Below are 21,872 nucleotides of genomic sequence, written 5' to 3' on the forward strand. Positions count from 1 at the left end.
TGCTTTATTATTAATTTCTTTATTAAGCTTGATTCAATTTATTAGGTTGGGTATATTAAGTTTTATTGATATATTCAAAATTCACATTCTAATCTCTATTAATATGCCTGAAAATAAAAACACACAAAGCATGCTATTTCGACAAAGGATATACCATATATTATTGTTATTAATTTATATCATCATATCGTTTTCTTCATGTAGCGAAGTAACAAAATATGACTATCCCTTAGTAGATAAAAAACCTATGTCTTTTAATTATCATGGATTGGAGATTATAGATGAATATATAAATCTTGAAAATTTAGAAGACTCAACTGTAATTAGGTGGCTAAAAAAACAAGATAGTTTGGCAAAAAATGTTTTACAAGCTATTAGTCATGGTAGAGACCGATTAATAGATTTACAAAAACAACTGGATCAAAAAAGTGAATTTAAAATTTCTCGAAAAATAAGAAGGGAGAATGGGAAATATTTTTTCTTAAAACAATCACTAGAAGAGAATTATAGTAAATTATATTTTCGTTCAAATTTCAATTCTAATAAGGATTCCCTAATATTTGATCCTGCTACATACAAGAATAATTCTAAATATAAAATCAATTATATTAGGCCAGATTGGGATGGAAACCAAGTTGTGGTTAGCCTTGCGAAACCAGATGAAGAAATATCAGAACTTATACTTATCAATTTACTAACAAAAGAGAAAATCTATGGTATTACTTCTAATGCAGCTCCTGCTTCACTTGAGGGAATCGATTGGTTACCTGATAATTCAGGGTTTATCTATCAACATGCACCGAATTTTAAAAGCAGTGATCCTTCATATTTTCACAATACCATAGCAACTCTTTATATAATTGCAGATGCAGTCAATAAAAAACTATTTTCAAGGATAACTCACCCTCAATTAAATCTGAAGCCTGAAGATTTTCCTATCGTTTCTTATTATGATAGAACAGATCCTTATTTATTTGGTATGATTGCTGGACCCAGCCCTTATGCCGACACCTATTCTGCGGATATAAAAGAGCTAAATAACTCAAAGGTTAAATGGAAATTATTGTTTACTAAACAAGAAAAAATAAAAAAATACTTACACAGAAAAGATTCATTAATATTTTTAACAGCAAAAGAAAGTTCTAATTTTAAAATTTGTAAAACATCAATAAACGATCCTAATTTTTCTAACCCTATAATTATAATTCCAGAAAAAAAGGACCAAGTAATAACAGATTTTGAATATACTAAAAATGGGTTGTTTTATACCACCTTAAAAAATGGTGTTGTTGCAAGATTGTTCCATTTTCTTGATGGTAAAGAAACCGAAATTGAACTACCCCAAGTTTCTGGGAGAATTGTCATAAGTTCAAGTGGATTAAATAGTAAATACTTAAACGTAATTACTACAGGATGGACTAATCCCATCAAAAAATATCTTTATGATTTTAATAAAGACAAATTCATTTCAGATGCTTTAGTAATTAATACTACTACAGATAGTTTTGAAAGTATAAAAATAAAAGAAATAGAAATTGAGTCTCATGATGGTAAAATGGTTCCTTTATCAATAATACATAACACTGATATCGAGATGAATGGTTTAAACTCAACATTGATAAGAGGTTATGGATCTTATGGTTTATCCATGAAACCAGCTTTTCGTTCATCTACAATAACTTGGTTAAAAGAGGGGGGTATTCTTGTATATGCTCATGTTCGAGGAGGAAGTGAAAAAGGAAATGATTGGTATGAAGGTGGATTTAAAACTACTAAATCCAATACTTGGAAGGATGTTATCGCTTGTACAGAATACTTGATTGAGAAAGGTTATACCTCACCTAATAAAATTGCTATTCTAGGTAGTAGCGCAGGAGGAATTATGATGGGTAGAGCAATTACAGAAAGGCCGGATTTATTTAAAGTAGCTATTGGAGATGTTCCGTCAATGAATATGATTCGTTCTGAAATAGCTACTAATGGACTGAATAGCGTAAAAGAATTTGGTACGGTTAAGGATTCTATTGAATTTAAAGCACTTTTAGAAATGGATTCATATCATCAAATCAAAAATAATATCAATTATCCAGCAGTACTAATAGCATCAGGATACAAAGATTCTAGAGTTCCTATTTGGAGTTCGGGAAAATTCATAGCGAGACTTCAAGAAGCTACTACCTCAAATAATCCTATTATATTTTCAGTAGATTTTGAATCAGGGCATAGTGTAAGGGATAATAAGTTGAAGACTTATCAGAAGTATGCTGATTATTATGCATTTGCCCTCTGGCAAACTGGCCACCCAGATTATCAGCCTAAAGAATGATCCTAAGGTGTAATAATAATGAAAAACGTATCCCTTTTATTTTTAGTATTCTCTCTAGCTGCTTTTGGTCAAGAGACAGTATTGGTATTTGAAAAAGGTCAAGAAGCCAAACTCAAAGGAAATAAAAAGCACTTATATAAAGTAAATTTTAATAATGGTGAATTACTGCAATTGCATCTACTACAAAAAAATGTAGATCTGCAAATCATTGCCTTCTCACCAGATAATGATACTTTGAAGCAATTTGATTCTCCTAATGGAAAAAATGGATTAGAAATCGTTGAATTACCTATAGAAAAAAGCGGCGTATATCATTTTGAAGTTAGTCCTCTTATTCCTAAGAGATTTACAGATTCTACCAGACAAAATTATATTGATAACATCGATGGTAGTTATATTGTTTCAAAATATAGAATATTTTCTGAAAAAGAACATTTTCAATTACAAAACAGAAGAAAAGCACGAAAAGATAGTGTAATTTCTTGGATTAAAGATCAATCGATACTAGTAAATGATGTAAAAGCAGAAACTGGGCTTACCGATCTTTCCAGTATAAAATCTATTTTTAAAGATGTTCAAATTGTTGGTTTGGGAGAAACCAGTCATGGGACTAAGGAAATCTTCCAGATGAAACATCGTATGTTGGAGTTTTTGGTTAAAGAAATGGGATTTACCATTTTTGCAATAGAGGCAAGCCATGTAGGATGTAAACCAATCAATGATTATGTTTTGAAAGGGAAAGGCATAATTAGAGATGCATTGACCGCTCAAGGGTTTTGGATTTGGAACACAGAGGAAGTAATCGATATGATCGAATGGATGCGTAACTATAACCTATCAGTTTCAGAAAATAAAAAGGTAAAATTTATTGGAGTAGATACTCAAATGGTTGGGCTTGACTTAGCATATGAAAGAATAAGTGATTTCGTTAAAAAAACAAATACTAATGGATTGCTAATAATAGATGTAGATGCATTATTTAAAAAATTAAAAAACAACCCCAACAGAAACGATATGTCTTTACAAAGACAAAAATTATATACCTTGTTATCATACCTTATCTTAAACAAAGCTAAACTAGTTGATCAAACATCAAAACAAATATATGAGCAGATTATTTCAGATTTAAGAAAGATCATACAAGGTGTTGAGGTTGGAGATAGAAAATATAGAAAAGCTTTTGATATTAATATTCGCGATGAATATATGGCACAAACAGTTTTAGAAATATTACAAAATGAAAAGCCAGGGGCTAAAATGGTACTTTGGGCTCATAATACTCATATCTCAAAAAATATAAAAACAAAAGTAAGCGGCAAAGCTCGACCTCTAGGTAGTATTTTAAAAGAATATATAGCAGAAAAATATTATGCCATTGGTTTTTCTACGAATCAGGGAAGTTTTAGAGCAATGAATTATAATGCTAAAGAAAAAAAATATGATAAAAATGCAGTTTTTACTCTTCCTCCTGCCAAAGAAGGAAGCTTAGACTGGTATTTTGCTCAAGCCGATAAGGATATTTTCTTTATTGATTTTGTTAAATCATCGCGATCTAAAACAGTTACTACTTTTTTGAGTCAAGAAAGAAAAACATATCGAGGAGGAGCCAGTTGGAGCCTTGATTATGGTATACTACCGGCTTTTGATATATCACCAGGTAAAAATTTTGATGGCATGATCTTTATCAAAGAAACTTCTAGCGCGGTTCTTACCCCTGGAGGCGAAAAGGAAATTGAGAAGCGATTAAAGAAACAATAAACTATGATTACCAACAATAAAATCTTACTTAGGTTTTTACTTGTCTTTTTTGGATTGTTAACCTTTCCGTTTCCTATAAATATCATTCCTAAGTTAGATGTTGTAGAAGATCCTATTGTTGATTTATATCATATTATAATTCCTTGGATCAGCAAGAATATCTTACAATTAGATTATGAGATCACTGTGTTTACCAATGGTAGTGGAGATACTACCTATGATTATGTGTTGGTGTTATTTTTTATAGTAGTAGCTGCTATGGTTACAGCTATTTGGTCATTTTTTGATAAAAAGGAAAGAAATTATGAGCAACTTAATTACTGGTTTTTGGTATTTCTGCGATATTATGTTGGATATGTAATGCTTTCTTATGGTATTGTAAAAGTAATTCCCTTACAATTTCGAGAACCTTCATTTTATAGACTTTTACTACCCTATGGGGAATCTTCTCCTATGGGATTAGTTTGGACGTTTATGGGAGCATCAAAAGGGTACACTATAATTAGTGGTTTAGCTGAAATGATCGGTGGGCTATTGCTTTTTCACAGAAAAACGGTGATACTTGGTGGAATGATATTAATACCGGTATTGACAAATATTGTGTTGATCAATTTTTGTTATGATGTTCCTGTAAAACTATATTCATCAGAATTACTGATCATGGTATTACTTATCATGGCACCTCACTTAAAACGATTACTTAATGTTATCCTGCTCAATAAGCCAACAGTACCTATCCAGCACAAAGAACCATTTACCATTAAAAAACGATTACAAATAAAAAATACTGTAAAATGGATCGCTGTAGTTTTTTTCCTTTATTCTAATATTGGAGATGCTATAGAATCCAGCAAAAAATATGGGCCTAGTGCTCCTAAGCCGCCTTTGTATGGCTTATATGAGGTTACCGATTTTAAAGTCAACTCTAGAGAGGTACCACCTATTCTTACAGATACCATACGATGGAGGTTTGTATCTATTGAATGGTTAAAATCTATACGGTTATATAGAACAGATATGTCTGGTAAAAATTATAAATCAAAAATCGATACGATCCACAAAAAAATAGAGTTAACACATCGTAAAGATTCTACAAAAGTGTATACTTTAAACTATAGTAAAACGGATTCTACAATGCATATCAAAGGTATTTTTATGAAGGATACGATTGATTGTAAAACGAAAAGATTAGACAAAAAAGATTTTTTACTTACCGGAAGAGGTTTTAATTGGATTAATGAATATCCTTATAATCGATAAAAAATCATGTATAGAACTCGCTGTACATTTTAAAACTAATAATATAAAAAAAACGTCAATTCGAGACATCCAATAAAAATTTTATCCAGTGTTTAAACTGACGTTTCAAAGCAGGGCTTTGAAATCTTTTTTCACCAGTATAAGATTTGTTTTGGGTTAAAAAATCTTGAAGCCTTGGAAAGATTTTAGCACAATAAATCTGGTTTTCAATAAGATTGAAAAATACCTTGAAAAAAGTGCCTTTTCTTTTGGTTCGTTTTCTTTGGGCAAGCAAAGAAAATGAACAGAAAGCCAAATCAAAGGAAATTAGATGAAATTTAAGAGTTTATAAGTTTATGAAAAACAAATCATTATGAAATATGTCAATAGTAGTGGTTTTTCATAGTGAAACGAAGAAAAATTGCACTTCGACAAGCTCTGTAGAACTATCGAGAATAGCTTTTTTGACCCCAAGTCATTACACAAAAAATTACCATAAGAACCATATTACCCTTATACCATAGCGGTCTAACACCTGTCGATTAAGGCCTATAAACACTACAATACATAGGGAAAAACCATTTTTGGCATCATGATTGGTTATATATATTCATAACAACAACAAAAATTGAATAAAAACACATTGTTATGAAAAAGAAATTACTATTAAAAAGTGCATATATCCCTAAGAGGAAAACGGATAATCCAGTAGATTGGATGCAGTATATCAATGCAAAAACACGAGAAATACGATACGGTACACATCACCCCTTATTGGGTAAAGCTTAGTTTTGGTTATGAATGCATACTATAGATTGGTGTGTTATTTAACCCTACTTAACGTAAATTTGATATAAAGCTTTTCTTGAAAATTCACTTGTCTTCGATACAATTTTCTATCGAAAATCACTCTGACTGACGTAAATTTTCTAAAGCCGAACTCACGTTAACATGAGATAAAGTAGAGTAAAGACTGGGATCTATTTTAAAGTAACGACTTTACTATGGATCCCAGTCCTGTTTTTCAGCGGGATGATAAAAAAACACATAAAAAAAGAGTGCTGAAAAGCACTCTTTTGATGGGTATGTATGGGCTAATTATAAAGAATGATGTACTATTATTCTTTGGTCACAGACCATATGGCATATCCTCCTGCAGGTGCCTGTAGTGTGGCATTACCCTCTGCGTCTGTAGTAGGAGTCGCTCTAGAATTATCGGTATAGTCAACCAGGGTTTTGTTTGCCCAGTTGGTTTTTACAACACGTTGTTTTGTTTGCTGGCCAATATTCATATATAGAATTAGTCCAGGGTTATCACTGCTACCGCTTCTTTTCATGATATACTCATCCTTATTGGCTTCAAGTATTTCGACATCACCGACCGCTAATGTAGTATAGATTTGGATAAGGGTTTTAAGTTGCCCTTTAAAAGCTTCATAATCAAGATAAAAAATAGTTGGATATCCATCATGAGTAAGAATGTAAGAGTAGGCGAGTAGCTTGTTATTATAGCTTATTCTATTCTCGGGATTATCATCTTTTTCGGTATCATGATTAGCGACAAAAGTAACAGCATTAGCTGGATCTAGTTTTCTAAGCATATTATCGGCTTCACCTAATGCAGTAAGATCATTGGCTCTGTCGAGAGTTTCATCTAATCTGTAGAAACATGCAAAATCAAAAGCTGTTGATCCAGATGCATCTACCCAGTCTTTTAGTACCTGTTGGTTTCCATCAAAATTTTCTCCTACAGAGAAACCACCAATTTTAGCATTCCAGGCTTTAACCCATTTAGGATCAAAACTCTTTACGTAGTCAAAACGCCATCCATCAAAACCTAGGGTTTTTTTATAAAATTCTGCAACAGAATCATCTCTACCCCATAACCAATCCTGTACATATTGTTGATCATGGCAAAGATCTGTTTCGGCAAAAAACAAAGCCTGATCATCGTGATCATGAATATCATTAGGGTGAAAATGCTCATTAGAACGGTTAAATTTACCAGAGGCATTTCCGTTTGATTCATTAAACAAAGAATATACTTCGGTACCCCCGCGAAAAGGGTTGGCTTGTTTTCCTCCTCCAGAATTATGCCCCATGACGATATCGGCAATCACCTCTATATCATTAGCATGTGCTTTTTGGATAAGATCTTCTAATTCTTGTCTGGATCCGAAACGGGTCTCTACGGTACCGTGCTGGTCAAACTCACCAACATCAAAATAATCAGAAGGATCATATCCCATAGAAAAACCTCCCGAAGCACCTTTTCCCGGCGCAGGAAGCCATATTCTATTAATTCCCGACGCTTTATAGTCTTCAATCCTGGTGCTTACTTCATTATACCATTCTCCTGCAGGCTCGGTATCCCAATAAAAAGCTTGCATGAATACGCCTGCATTTTCTTTTTTACGCGCTGTCAAATCCATTTTTAGAGATTGACTTGTGATTATGGGTGCTGCATCGTTTGCAGTATCGTCATCATCAGAACAACCGGTCAATCCAAAAACCAACCCTCCTAAAAGGAGGATGGTTTTGGTTGATATGTTTTTAATGTTTTTCATTTCAATTTTTTAAGTGAATACTGATTTATTATTGAATGATGAAAACATAGCTTCCGTCTAAATCATTGAACCATACGTTGTATGTTCCTGCAGCTACAGGAATATTAGGACCACCATCAGTAGCATATCCTGTTATTGCAGTATCTCCACCCCAGTTTACATCCCAGGCGTTATTTGCTCTAAATTTAGCTTCACCATTGGTTAATACGATACCATTGATATACCATAAATGCGGATCAAAAGCAGATTGCGTAAGATCGGTATCATTATCCCATCCTCCTGGAGTAGAATCACCAATAATACCAATACCCTGAGCGGTATAATCGGTCGCACCACTAGCATCAAATGCATTAACGGTATACGTTAAATCCTGAATGTTTACATCGAGTGTATAATAACCTTCTGCAGCAACAGAGAATGTATCTGGGTCAGAACCAAGAGTAGCGCTACTTGCTAAACTACCGCCGCTTAATCCCCATTGTGGTTGCCATTGTCCTAATACCTCTAAGAATTTGAATGCGATATCACCACCACCTAAAAATTTACCAGTGAATTTAAATACATTTTGGTTATTAGGATCTCTTACTAATGCAGGGTTGTTATTGTTATTATCCCATCCTGCTGCAGTTGCACTACCTACTAAGAAAAGATCTTTTTGAGGAAGTACAGTGGCATAAGGAGTAACCGTTAAAGATGTTACATTAGATGTTATAGAACTTCCACCATTTGTCCCGATAGAAGAGATTACTCGTAGATCTATCGCTCCTTCTTTATCAGGTTCTATACCTAATCCGATAGCAAGGTTGTTAAGTTCGCCAATTGTCCAGTTATAAAAACGATCAGTGGTAGTCGCAATAACCGCAGGATCTAAGGTTGTTTCAAAATTTGTACCTCCCAGACCAGCTTCTATAGTATAGGTAATAGGGGTGTTAATATTATATCCTGCATCTTCCCAAACTAAGGTAAAAGCACGTTGATCTTCTAAATCTTTAACAAGACTAACTGTAGAATTAGCAGTTACAATTAAAGGCCCTTCTGTTTGTTCGTTTTGAATAACAAACGTTGGTTCTTCATCTTCTACACACGCATTGAAGCAAAGTGCAGCGATACATGCAAATAGTAGTATTGATATTTTTTTCATGACTGAGTAAATTAAATTTGTAATCGTTGTTTTAGAATCCAGTATTCTGTCCTAGATTAGGATTAGCAGCTCTACTGGATGCCGGAACCGGAAATAGTTTAAAATTATCTGAGATTGAAGACCCATTAGGTGTTCCTCCTTTATATCTCCAGTTATAGGTCCCACCGGTATACTTACCAAATCGGATTAAATCTTGCCTTCTGTGAGCTTCCCAATATAATTCTCGGGCTCTTTCGTCAAGGATAAAATCTAGGGTGAGTTCAGAATCTGTAATATTTCCAGACATATCTCCAAATGCTCTTTCTCTAAGCGCATTTACATATCCCAGGGCAGTAGCTCGATCACCACCACCACTTCTAAGATGAGCCTCTGCGTACATTAAATAAGCATCGGCTAACCTGAATAATGGAAAATCGGTATCGACAAATCTTACACTTTGTCCGGCTTCACCGGTTGACTTTATATTAGAATATTTAGAGACCAGATATCCTTTTGAGAAATCTGTAAAATCAGATCCTATCTCGATAGGTCTGTCTACAGGAGGATCTGTATTCGCCGGATCAGAACTAATATCCTGAGTCACCAAAGTATTTCTATCATCATTTTGAAAAACTGGATCGGTAACAAATAACTCAGAGAATTGTTTTCTCGCTCTATACAGTGTAGTAAACCCTTGTACTCCTAATGAAGCAGGAGTAGGTTTAAAACCATCTGCATTTTGTTGCCCCTGGATGATGATTGATGCACCACCAAAGTTTCTTACGTTTGCACCATCACCTACAATAGGAAATATGATTTCGTTTTGAGCACCATTAGCATCATTATCCGCAATAAAGTTATACAGATAATTAGGTGTTAGTGAATACCCGCTATTAATAATCTCCTGGGTTGTTTGTACGCATTCTGTATAACGACCATTACCTGCTCCTAAATACACTTCGGCATTTAGATAGATCTTGGCCAAAATCATTTTTGCTACTCCTTTATCTGCACGAGCATAGTTTTGACTAGGATTTACATCTAATAGATCTGCATTTACTTCGAGAAGTTCTTTTTCTATATAATCGAATAATGCCTGACCTTTAATCTCCTGTACTCTTATAAATCCTACCTGATCATTTTCTGTTGCAAAAGGAGCACGACCATATAGATCCATAAGATGATAGTAGGCTAATGCTCTTAATACGCGAGCTTCTGCTCTAAAGGTTTTAACTTCACTTCTAAGAGCTGCAGATACACCTCTCTCATCTAATTTGGTATCTGTAGTTTGGCGCAAAAATTCATTTGCCAGAGAGATTTCAAAAGTTGCTCTTGCCCAAAAACCAAGGACAATAACATTATTGGCATCCCATGTATTTCTCTGGATCTCACGAATCCCAGGATCATTCTCATAGGTCCATATCACTTCATCGGTAGATACGTCTTGCATACTAAACAAACCTCGAATATATTGACTGGTTCCGGCATCGATACCAGCAAGGTTGGATTGATTAGGATCACCGTTAGCATCAACATCAAGACCAACCAATGATAAGTTTGCATATACTCCGCCAAGAGCCTTAAGGTAATCTTCTCGAGTATTAAATACATCACTCGCTAGTAAATCATCATCATCTTCTAATTCGATATCCAAATCCCCTTCGCAAGAGGTGAAGATACCTATGGATAGAAATGCGTATAAAAAAATCTTATATAATTTCATTTCTTAATTTTTTAGTATTTATAATTTATTCCCAGTAAGAGTGATCTTCCTCTAGGGAAAATAGTATTGTCTACACCGTTATTTTGAATTTCGGGATCTAATCCAGAATAATCAGTAATAACAAATGCATTCTGTACTCCAGCCCATAATCTAAGACTAGATACTCCTTTCATAAGGTTTCTAAGCGTATATCCTAATGTAATGTTATCCATTCGTAGAAAAGAGGCATCCTCTATATAATAATCAGAAAGAATAACATCTGAAGTACTCTGGAAATTAGTATCTACTATTGATGATGGTGTATTATTAAATACAGTTCTAAATATATTACCTCGTTGTGCATTTGAAGAAGCAACATTGTTATAAATTTCATTACCGATATTAGCTCTCATACTAAAGCTAAAATCAAAATTCTTATAACTTACACTAGATTGAAGTCCCATGATTAAATCTGGAGTACCTTTACCAGAAATATATCGGTCATTATTATTAATGATTCCATCACCATTAAGATCGGCATATGCTCCTTCTATAGGTCTGCCATTGGTATCATAAATTTGTGCATAGGTAAAGAATGAGAACGGAGCCTCTCCTTGTCTATGTATCTGGATTGTATTACCCGTACCACCACCAATACCAGTAGTTAAGATATCCTGACCAAATGCTAGACTTTCTATTTCTCTATCTATAAATGTTGCATTATAGCTTACATTCCATTTTAAGTTACTATTTCTAATAACATCGGCACTAATAGAAAACTCTATACCTTCTGTTATAAACTTACCGATATTCTGAAATCCTTGATTAGAAAAGTTAGCAGCATCGGGGATGGGTGCCTGAGAAAGTAAATCATCAGATTCTTTTCTAAACACATCGATTGCACCACTAATTCTATCGTTCCAGAAACCGTAATCTAAACCGATATTATATTCGGTTATCTTTTCCCATTCGATATCTTCATTTCTAAATTGTGGCTGTACAATATTGATGAGCTCTCCATCAAGAATATATTGTGTAAGAGGACTACTTCTTCTGTATCGCTCTAGATATGCATAGGCTTGATCGATATCCTGCTGACCAGTGATACCATATCCTAAACGTAATCGTAAATTACTTACTGTAGATGAGTTTCTAAGGAAATTTTCTTCACTTATTTGCCACCCAAAAGATGCCGAAGGAAAATATCCCCATCTGTTATCTTCTCCGAATCGGGAAGTACCATCTCTACGTATAGAAGCGGTTAAAAAGTACCTGTCATTAAATTTTAGGTTGGTTCTTAAGAAATAAGCCAGTAGTACTTCGTCTGGATCAATAGTTCTCTCTGGGACATTACCCGGATCACGCTGATCTCCTGTTTCATACTTATCTAATTCGAATTTTTGATACGAGTATCCTCCAGTAGCTTCGATATCTAATCGACCAAGAGTTTTGTTATACTTAAGGTAAGCATCGAGAAGTCGGTTTTTTACTAATAGATCTGTATCTGATTTAAAACCTAAAAATTCTCCTTGTGTAGCATTAAAACCGGTTGCACTTTCGGTAGAACGTTCCTGGAATCTGTCTGTTTCGCTATCATCTATTCCCAGGTTTACTACAGCGCGTATATCGGGAAAGAAGTGTAATTGATAATCCAGTTTTATGTTTCCGAAGTACCGTCTTACGTTAGCGATCTCTTTTGTTTGTAATAGTTGAGCCAGAGGGTTTCTCTGAACGTTGCTTGAGGCAAATCCAGTACTAGAATCTCGGTATTCAAAAAAACCTCCGTAGGGAGAACTTGAGTCAAGGACTGGCTGAGTTGGATCAAAAGTAATAGCCGCCCCTTCTACACCTGGCGCAAACCGGTTTTTTTCAAAGTTTAAGTTAGCGTTTACGTCTATTTTTAGATGATTATTAAATAATCTTGGGTTTAAAGAAAGAGATGTCGTAGTTCTTTCAAACTTAGATGTTTTTCTAAGTCCTTCCTGATCTGATCTTCCTATGGCAACTCTTGTAGGTAAGACTTGCATAAGAGAACCACTTACAGATAGGTTATGATCTGTAGAAAAAGCCGTTCTGTAAATCTCATCCTGCCAATCTGTGTTTGCAGTTCCTAAATCGGCAACACGGGTAGGGAAATTTTCTGCAATAAATGCTCTATACTCATCTGCAGAAAAAACATCTACCGTTTCATGAGCACGAGTGGCACTAGTTTTAGAATCTAAACTGATCTGTAAGTTCTTTTTTCCTTTTTTGGTGGTGATAATGATCACACCATTTGCACCACGGTTACCATAAATGGCAGCTGCCGATGCATCTTTAAGAATAGAAAAGGACTCAATGTCGTTGGGGTTGATTGAAGAAAGAATAGATCTTGATCCATTGGCTAAATCTCCTGGATCATTTAGAGGTAAGCCATCTACAACAATTAGTGGATCATTAGATGCGTTTAGTGAAGCTCCACCTCTGATTCTGATTTCAGAATTAGCGGCAGGACCACCGTTAGTGTTAATGGATACACCTGCAACTCGACCGTTAAATAGGTTTTCGGGAGTAACATTGTTACCCGTATTGAAATCCTCTGATGTAACCAAAGCAACAGATCCTGTTAGATCTTTCTTTCTGGTGGCACCATATCCAATTAGTACTACCTGCTCGAGTTCTGCGGCATCTTCTTCTAATGTGATAGCAATAGTGGCCTGACCACTATATACCATTTCTTGAGGTATAAATCCAACATAAGAGAATACAATAATATCCTCATTGTTAACATTGTTTATAGTATAGTTACCATCAAAATCAGAAGTTGTTCCGTTTGTGGTTCCTTTAACAATGATATTTACACCAGGAATGGGCTGACCACTTCCAGCATCAGTAACTGTCCCATTAACAGTTGACTGTGCAAAAAAGCTCATTGGTATCAACCATAATAAAAACAATGCGCTTTTGGTAAATGTTTTCATAAAATTAAATTAGTTTTTGATTGTTTTACGTCTTATATTTTCACTTTCTGCAACCAAAGTATGTAAATTTTGTGTTAATTTTTTGTCAAGTTGTAGTCCGAACCTTACGCAAACGTTTGCGTGTGGAAAACTTTTGGAATTCTATCAAAATTTTAAGTATAATTCTGGTCATATGGCATATTTTGATGCTTACATTTGATTTTTAACTAAAAAGTCATTTTGAACTTTTTGTATGGAAGCGAAAAAATAGACTTTTGTGCTATAATAAATCCATTTTTGAATAGCATAACCATAGCTACGGTGTGAAAAAAAGATGAAATTAGGGTGCAAAATGCATTTTTGCAGCCCACAATTAAAAGTTCAAATGACTTTTAAAAGATACGAATAATGAAAAGGCTATACATATTGATTTAGGATAATTAAACATGTTTTTATAGTACATTTCATGTAGATTTATATCAGGTTGATCTGATGATAAAAACAATAAAAGGAATAAGGATGAAGAGAAAAGTTACATTAAAACAAATAGCAAAGGAGCTGGATGTTTCTATTTCTACAGTATCTAAAGCATTAAAAGATAGTGCAGAGATAAGTTTAGATACCAGGCAAAAGGTAAAAGCCTTTGCCAAGCTATACAATTACAAGCCTAATAATATAGCGTTAAGCCTTAAGAATAGGAAAACTAAGACCATAGGTGTTATTATTCCAGAAATTGTGCACCACTTTTTTACGACAGTAATTGGTGGGGTAGAGAAGGTAGCGAATGAAAAAGGGTACAATGTAATCATATGTTCTTCGAACAACTCTTTTGATAAAGAGGTTATTAATTTAGAAATGCTGGCCAGTGGGAGTGCCGATGGATTTATCCTATCTGTAGCCAAAGAAACACAGCTTAAAAAGGATTATCACCATATCGAAGAGACGATGAGCCAGGGAATGCCTGTTGTACTTTTTGATAGAATTATTGATGAGGTTGTATGTGATAAAGTGATTATAGATGATGCCAAAGGAGCTCAAACCGCTACAAATCACTTGCTTTCTATTGGATGTAAGAAAATAGCCATTCTTACTACGGTAGATTATATAAGTGTAGGTAAATTAAGAACTAATGGGTACCTAAGAGCATTAAGAGCTTATGATATTCCTGAAAAAGAAGAGCTTATTCTTAAAATAGAGGATATAGATAATTGTGAAGCCGAAATTTCGGATTTCTTACTAAATAAGGATATAGATGCTGTTTTTGCAGTAAATGAATTATTTGCAGTTACAGCAGCCAAAGTTCTAGATAAACAAGGCAAAAAAGTCCCTGATGACATTGCTATTATTGGCTTTACAGATGGTATTCTTTCTAAACATTTTATCCCAAGCTTAACTACAATAAGCCAACATGGAGAAGATATGGGAATACGAGCAGCAAAACTTCTTATCGATAAATTAGAAGGGGATGATGCTGTAACAGAGGAGTATAGGACAGTTATTATTGATACAAGTCTGATTGAAAGAAAATCGACAAAAAAATAAGGAGAGGCTATTTTAATTAAAAAATTATAATATCTTTGACCTCGATCAAGACTTATATTTTCACTTTCTACTAAAATAAGTTTTGATAAGTAGTTTCGCTTATCATAGTAATAATTAAACATTTACTTGATGAACAAGCGTAAATTAAGTTTCTGGGAAATTTGGAACATGAGTTTTGGTTTTCTGGGAATTCAATTCGGTTTTGCACTGCAAGGCGGATTTATGTCTAGAATTTTCCAAACCTTAGGCGCAGAAAAAGACGCAATACCTTTATTATGGATTGCAGCTCCTTTGACAGGTCTTTTGGTTCAACCGATTATAGGATACTTAAGTGATCGTACCTGGAGCCCAAGATGGGGTCGACGCAGACCTTACTTCTTAATAGGAGCAGTACTAAGTTCTATAGCTTTGTTTCTGGTACCTCATTCTCCGACTTTATGGGTAGCAGCGGGATTTTTATGGATTCTTGATGCTTCTATAAATATTTCTATGGAACCCTTTAGAGCTTTGGTAGCAGATAAGTTACCAGAATCTCAACGATCATACGGATTTGTTACTCAAACACTTATTATAGGTATTGGAACCTGGGTAGCTAGTAATTTACCTTGGATGATTTCTCAAATGGGAGTAAGTGACGCCGCTCCAAACGGCGTGATCCCAATGTCGGTAAAAATAGCTTTTGCTATTGGAGCTTTTGTTTTTCTTGCAAGTATTCTGTATACCGTTTTTACAACTTCTGAATACCCTCCCGAGGATATGGAAGAATTTGAACGAGAAAAGAAGAAAAAGAACCAATTTATTCCCGATATTTTGAATAATATTGGTAGTATGCCTCTTACCATGAAAAAACTAGGGCTTATCCAGTTTTTTAGCTGGTTTGCCTTTTTTACCATGTGGAGCCTTGCAAATCCCGCATTAACAGAACATGTCTTTAATACCCCTGCACCGGTCGAATCCACATTTAATATGGATGTCCCAGAATCGGCTGCAGCATTCGAAAAAGCAAATACAGCATTTCAAAAATCATCTAACGAAGTAGGTCGATATATGGGAATGTATGGATTGTCCTCTATGGCTTTTGCTTTGATATTAACTTTTTATACTTCTAGAAAAAGAATTAATAGAAAATGGGTTCATCTGGGATCTCTGGTTTTAGGAGGTTTCGGTTTTATATCGATGTATTTTATCCCTTCGCCAGAATGGTTATTTCTCTCTTTTACTTTGGTAGGTTTTGCCTGGGGGAGTATTCTATCGATGCCATACGCGATGTTATCAAGTGCCGTAGACCCTAAAAAAATGGGAGTGATTATGGGAATATTTAACATGTTTATTGTTATCCCCCAAATTATTGCAGCCGTAGGCGGAGTTAATTTTGCTTATAAACTTATAGGAAACGAAACGATTAATGCAATGCTGGTAGCAGGAATAAGTTTGATCATTGCAGGAATGTGTAATTTATTAATTGTTAATAAAGATGCAATAACGTATAACCCAAAAGGCGAGATAGAGTAATGAAGAAAGCATTTATATTTGATCTTGATGGTGTTATTGTTGATACTGCAAAATACCATTTTTTGGCCTGGCAAAAACTAGCCGATAGTCTTGGGATTTCTTTTTCTGAAGAACAGAATGAACAACTTAAAGGAGTGAGTAGAGTACAATCGTTAGAAAAGATTCTGGAGTGGGGAAACAAAACCATATCTGAAGAAAAATTTAGTCGATTGATGTCTGAAAAAAATGAAGAGTATCTTACTTATATCTCTGGGATGGATGCTAGTGAAATCCTACCCGATGTACCGAGAATTTTAGAATACCTCATTTTAGAGAACCAGGCAATAGCCTTGGGGTCTGCAAGTAAGAATGCCAGGGCGATTTTAGAAAAAGTACAACTCTATGATAAGTTTAATACTATTGTAGATGGTACTAATGTTTCTAAAGCAAAACCAGATCCCGAAGTATTTTTATTAGGAGCCAAAGCATTAGGGATCTCCCCAGAAAACTGTATTGTATTCGAAGATTCTGTTGCCGGAATTAAGGCCGCAAATATAGCCAATATGGTTAGTATTGGTATCGGTAATCAAGAAGTACTACACGAGGCAGATTACATTTTTAAAGATTTTACAGAAATAAAAGAAGAGTTTATAAATCAATTGGTTACGACCAAAAAAGTTTAGTAAAATATAAAAAGCCACAGCAATTCATCCTAAAGATTTAGGATAAAAAATTCATGGCATGTTTTAGACAGATCTATATCAATACAGATCTGATTACTAAAAACGAATAAAAAATAATAGATGAATCAGGATTATATAAAACCAGATAACTGGTCAATTATTGAAGAAGGGTTTGATGTAGAACGAGTTAAGTCATCAGAAAGCCTTTTTAGTATTGGTAATGGAGCAATGGGGCAGCGAGCCAATTTTGAAGAAACATATACTGGTCCTACTTTTCAGGGAAGCTATATCGCAGGAGTGTATTACCCCGATAAAACCAGAGTAGGTTGGTGGAAAAATGGATATCCAGAGTATTTTGCCAAAGTATTGAATGCTCCAAACTGGATCGGTATCGATATAGAGGTCGATGGAGAAAAACTAGATTTATATACATGTAAATCAGTTACTAATTTTAGAAGAGAATTAAATATGAAAGAAGGTTGGTATCAACGTTCGTTTCATGCTGTTTTATCTAATAATATAGAAGTATCTGTTATCTCTACACGTTTCCTAAGCCTAGATCTAGATGAAATAGGTGCAATTAAATATGAAGTAACTCCTGTAAATCAAGAAGCTACTATAGCATTGATACCATATTTGGATTCGGGAATTATGAACGAAGATACCAATTGGGACGATAAGTTTTGGGATACCTATAACCTGGCACACGAAGAAAATGCTGCATATATCTTATCTAAGACCATGAAGACAGATTACCATGTGTGTACAGGAATGTCTAATCAGATATTTGTTAATGGTATACAAAAAGATATATCACCAAAAGTAGAGGCGAATGGCACATACATACATCTAAAATATACAATTCAGGTTCGTAAAGGAGAAACAGCAGGCCTTACGAAATTTGGAGGATATACAGTATCTCTTAATCATAAAGAAGAAGATCTGCAAGCGACTAGCAAAGCCATACTTAAGCAGGCTTCAGAATCTGGATTTAATACACTTTTGAATTTACAAAAGAAGGCATGGTCGAGCATATGGGAAATGGCCGATATTGTAATCGAAGGAGATGTAAAAGCACAACAGGGAATCCGGTTTAATATTTTTCAACTCAACCAAACATACCTTGGTAAAGATGCAAGACTAAATATCGGGCCCAAAGGGTTTACAGGTGAGAAATACGGAGGAAGTACATATTGGGATACAGAAGCGTATTGTATTCCGTTTTATATGGCCACCAAAGATCAAGGCGTAGCACGTAATTTATTAACCTATCGCTATAACCACCTCGAAAAAGCTATAGAGAATGCAGAAAAACTTGGTTTTACCAATGGAGCTGCATTATATCCTATGGTAACTATGAATGGCGAAGAATGTCATAATGAGTGGGAAATCACCTTTGAAGAAATACATCGTAATGGCGCAATGACATTTGCTATCTATAACTATGTTAGGTACACCGGCGATTATACGTATGTTACAGAAAAGGGATTAGAAGTCATGATCGCAATTGCTCGTTTCTGGCATCAAAGAGCGACATTTTCTACCGAAAAAAATAAATATGTGATCCTTGGCGTCACAGGACCTAATGAATACGAAAATAATGTCAATAACAATTGGTATACGAATTACCTGGCAAAATGGTGTATCGAATATTGTATAGAAAATGTTAATACAATAAAAACACAATATACGAGCGATTATCAAAGAATTATAGAAAAAACCAATTTAGATCAGGAAGAGATCAGTGCCATGTTAGAAGTGGCTGGTCAAATGTATTTTTCATATTCAGAAAAATACCAGGTATACTTACAACAGGATGGATTTCTAGATAAAGAATTGATTACAGTAGATAATTTAGATAAGTCACAACGTCCTATTAATCAAAAGTGGAGTTGGGATCGAATATTGCGTTCTCCTTATATCAAACAAGCAGATACGCTTCAGGGGTTTTATATGTTCGAGGATCAATTTACCAAAGAAGAATTAACACGGCATTTTGATTTCTATGAACCATTTACTGTACACGAATCTTCACTTTCACCATGTGTTCATAGTATACAGGCAGCTACTCTGGATAGAATGGATCAGGCCTATACTTTTTACCTGAGAACTTCAAGGCTAGACCTGGATGATTATAATAAGGAAGTTGAAGAAGGATTGCATATCACTAGTATGGCAGGTACATGGATGAGTATTGTCGAAGGATTTGGAGGACTTAGAATTAAGAATGATACCTTGTCTTTTTCTCCTAAAATTCCTAAAGAATGGAAAGGGTATACTTTTAATGTAAATTTCAGAAATCAAATCCTTAAAGTAAAAGTATCTCAAGAAGGAACATCGTTTACTCTTGAAGGTACTAAGGAATTATTAATTTATGTAGATAATAAGGAGTTTAAAATTTCTCCCAACAGTTTAATAACTGTATAATCGGTTATTTAGAAATAGATTTTAGTAATAAATTTTGCCCCCCAACCTTTTCTAGAGAGCAGAGTCGAGCTGTAATAAGATGAATGAACCCTACTTTATCGACTCTGCTTAATAGAAATAGTAATACCTTTTTTGCTAGAGCGATTGTTTTCAAAAAAGTGATTGTATAAACATTTCTATCAATATAAAATATATAAAAATGAAAAGTAAACTAATTGTTCTGTTTTCCTTTTGCCTGGTTGCTTTAACACAAGCCCAGGTAGAAAAAATGGAACCTCCATTTTGGTGGAGTGCTATGCATGATAACGAACTTCAGATACTGTGCTACGGAAAAGGTATTTCTAAATATAATGTAGAGAGTAAAGACATAAAGATTAGGGATATTACCAAAACCGAAAACCCAAACTATCTGTTTATAACTCTGGATACCAAAGAGGTTGAAGCGGGTACAGTTTCAATTGATTTTAAAGAGAATGGTAATGTAGTATTTTCTCAACCTTATCAATTTAAATCCAGGAGAGAGAATTCTGCAGAAAGAAAAGGTTTTGATAGTAGCGATGTGATGTATTTAATCATGCCGGATCGGTTTGCAAATGGTAATCCTGAGAATGATTCTCATAAGGACACGGTAGAAAAAGCAGATCGTTCTAATCCCGGCGGGCGCCATGGAGGTGATATTCAGGGAGTAATTGATCATTTGGATTACCTTAAAGATTTGGGAGTTACAGCATTATGGAGTACTCCATTACTAGAAGATAACGAACCAACGTATTCGTATCATACCTATGCACAAAGTGATTTGTATAGCATAGATCCAAGATATGGAACCAATGAAGATTATAAACGATTAGCCTCAGAAATGCATAAACAGGATATGAAACTGGTTATGGACTATGTGACAAATCATTGGGGATCTAAGCATTGGATGATAAAAGATTTACCAACCAAAGATTGGATACACCAATGGCCAGAAGGTTTCAGACGTAGTAATTATCGTATGACTACCCAATTTGATGATAATGCTTCACAAATAGATAGTAAAGGGTGTATGAACGGGTGGTTTGATACTACCATGCCAGATATGAATCAAAGTAATCCTTTGTTGCTTAAGTATATTACCCAAAATGCAATTTGGTGGATAGAATATGCAGATCTAGACGGTTTTAGAGTAGATACCTATTCTTATAATGATAAAGAGGGGATAGCCAAATGGACCAAAGCGATTATGGACGAATATCCTAATTTTAATATTGTAGGAGAAGTATGGATGCACAATCAGTCACAGATAGCGTATTGGCAAAAAAATAGTAAAATCGGAGCTATCGATAACTACAATTCTCATTTACCATCGGTAATGGATTTTACGCTTCATGATGCCATTACAGTATTATTTAACGAAGACGAAAATTCTTGGGATAAGGGAATGATAAGAGCATATAATAACTTTACAAATGACTTTCTATATCCCGATATCAACAATATTCTGTTATTTGCCGGAAATCATGATACAAATCGTATTAATGAAATATATCAAGGAGATATTGATATCTATAAAATGGTGATGACTTTGATATTTACCACTCGTGGTATCCCTCAAATTTATTATGGCGATGAAATAGGTATGTTGGGCAATCGCGATAAAAAAGGCGATGGTGATATTCGCAGAGATTTTCCTGGCGGATGGCCGGGAGATACAAAAAATGCCTTTTTATCTTCAGAAACCAAAAATGGAAGAACCAATGACCAGGAAGTATTTCATTCTTTTACCAGTAAAGTATTAAAATGGAGGCAAAAAGCAAATGTAATTCATACCGGGAAACTATTACAATTTATTCCTTTTGATAATGTATATGTATACTTCAGGTATAATGAAGAGAAAAGTGTAATGGTGATTATTAATAATAGCCTAAAAGATCAAAAAATAGACATTACCCGATTTAAAGAAGGTATAAAAAACTATAGCGTCGGAACCGATATTATTACTGATTCTAATATAGACATCACCGAGGATTTTAGTATACCTGCCAAAACATCAATGATACTGGATTTAAAATAAAATATAACCACAAATAACCACC

Annotated in this window: 13 protein-coding genes; 9 read left to right on the plus strand and 4 right to left on the minus strand. The window is 34.5% G+C overall.

The features are described 5' to 3' along the window. The first annotated feature begins 103 nt into the window (after positions 1 to 103). The 4 genes from Z053_RS0105730 to Z053_RS31340 all read left to right on the plus strand — a co-directional run bounded on the left by Z053_RS0105730 (position 104) and on the right by Z053_RS31340 (position 6,112). Positions 104 to 2,326, plus strand: coding sequence for a prolyl oligopeptidase family serine peptidase (locus Z053_RS0105730; protein ID WP_025664084.1), 2,223 nt, complete (start codon positions 104 to 106; stop codon positions 2,324 to 2,326). 18 nt (positions 2,327 to 2,344) lie between these two features. After that, positions 2,345 to 4,084 carry an erythromycin esterase family protein gene (locus Z053_RS0105735; RefSeq protein WP_025664085.1) on the plus strand — a complete coding sequence of 580 codons (1,740 nt, stop codon included), beginning with the start codon at positions 2,345 to 2,347 and terminating at the stop codon, positions 4,082 to 4,084. Positions 4,085 to 4,087: 3 nt separating this feature from the next. Further along, on the plus strand, positions 4,088 to 5,344 hold the full coding sequence (locus Z053_RS0105740; protein ID WP_025664086.1) for a hypothetical protein: 1,257 nt from the start codon (positions 4,088 to 4,090) through the stop codon (positions 5,342 to 5,344). Positions 5,345 to 5,971: 627 nt separating this feature from the next. After that, positions 5,972 to 6,112, plus strand: a complete 141-nt coding sequence (locus Z053_RS31340) for a hypothetical protein (protein ID WP_160170052.1) — start codon at positions 5,972 to 5,974, stop codon at positions 6,110 to 6,112. Positions 6,113 to 6,441: 329 nt separating this feature from the next. On the opposite strand, the gene Z053_RS0105755 is transcribed toward Z053_RS31340, so the two are convergent. From Z053_RS0105755 to Z053_RS0105770, 4 genes are read right to left on the minus strand one after another with little or no spacing between them, the layout of a single operon-like run. Continuing rightward, positions 6,442 to 7,890, minus strand: coding sequence for an alpha-amylase (locus Z053_RS0105755; RefSeq protein ID WP_025664088.1), 1,449 nt, complete (start codon positions 7,888 to 7,890; stop codon positions 6,442 to 6,444). A gap of 28 nt (positions 7,891 to 7,918) precedes the next feature. Continuing rightward, entirely contained in the window at positions 7,919 to 9,031 is a 1,113-nt protein-coding gene (locus tag Z053_RS0105760; RefSeq protein ID WP_025664089.1) for a SusF/SusE family outer membrane protein, read from the minus strand. Between the two features lie 31 nt (positions 9,032 to 9,062). Further along, positions 9,063 to 10,733, minus strand: a complete 1,671-nt coding sequence (locus Z053_RS0105765; protein WP_025664090.1) for a RagB/SusD family nutrient uptake outer membrane protein — start codon at positions 10,731 to 10,733, stop codon at positions 9,063 to 9,065. Between the two features lie 11 nt (positions 10,734 to 10,744). Next, positions 10,745 to 13,672, minus strand: coding sequence for a SusC/RagA family TonB-linked outer membrane protein (locus tag Z053_RS0105770; RefSeq protein WP_025664091.1), 2,928 nt, complete (start codon positions 13,670 to 13,672; stop codon positions 10,745 to 10,747). A gap of 471 nt (positions 13,673 to 14,143) precedes the next feature. Here Z053_RS0105770 and Z053_RS0105775 point away from each other — a divergent pair, with 471 nt between their 5' ends. The 5 genes from Z053_RS0105775 (at position 14,144) to Z053_RS0105795 (ending at position 21,850) form a co-directional block, all read left to right on the plus strand. Beyond that, entirely contained in the window at positions 14,144 to 15,193 is a 1,050-nt protein-coding gene (locus Z053_RS0105775; protein WP_323753818.1) for a LacI family DNA-binding transcriptional regulator, read from the plus strand. A gap of 129 nt (positions 15,194 to 15,322) precedes the next feature. Continuing rightward, complete coding sequence (locus Z053_RS0105780) at positions 15,323 to 16,705, plus strand: MFS transporter (protein ID WP_025664093.1); 1,383 nt, start codon at positions 15,323 to 15,325, stop codon at positions 16,703 to 16,705. Then, complete coding sequence (pgmB, locus tag Z053_RS0105785) at positions 16,705 to 17,367, plus strand: beta-phosphoglucomutase (protein WP_025664094.1); 663 nt, start codon at positions 16,705 to 16,707, stop codon at positions 17,365 to 17,367. The genes Z053_RS0105780 and pgmB overlap by 1 nt, the downstream gene beginning before the upstream one ends. Positions 17,368 to 17,487: 120 nt before the next feature. Continuing rightward, the gene (locus Z053_RS0105790; protein ID WP_025664095.1) at positions 17,488 to 19,794 is read left to right on the plus strand and encodes a glycoside hydrolase family 65 protein; all 2,307 of its coding nucleotides are present in this window, start codon (positions 17,488 to 17,490) and stop codon (positions 19,792 to 19,794) included. 199 nt (positions 19,795 to 19,993) lie between these two features. Continuing rightward, a complete protein-coding gene (locus Z053_RS0105795) occupies positions 19,994 to 21,850 on the plus strand; it encodes a glycoside hydrolase family 13 protein (RefSeq protein ID WP_025664096.1) in 1,857 nt (618 codons plus the stop codon). Positions 21,851 to 21,872: the final 22 nt, after the last annotated feature.

Source organism: Aquimarina megaterium XH134, assembly GCF_000520975.1.
GTDB lineage: Bacteria > Bacteroidota > Bacteroidia > Flavobacteriales > Flavobacteriaceae > Aquimarina > Aquimarina megaterium.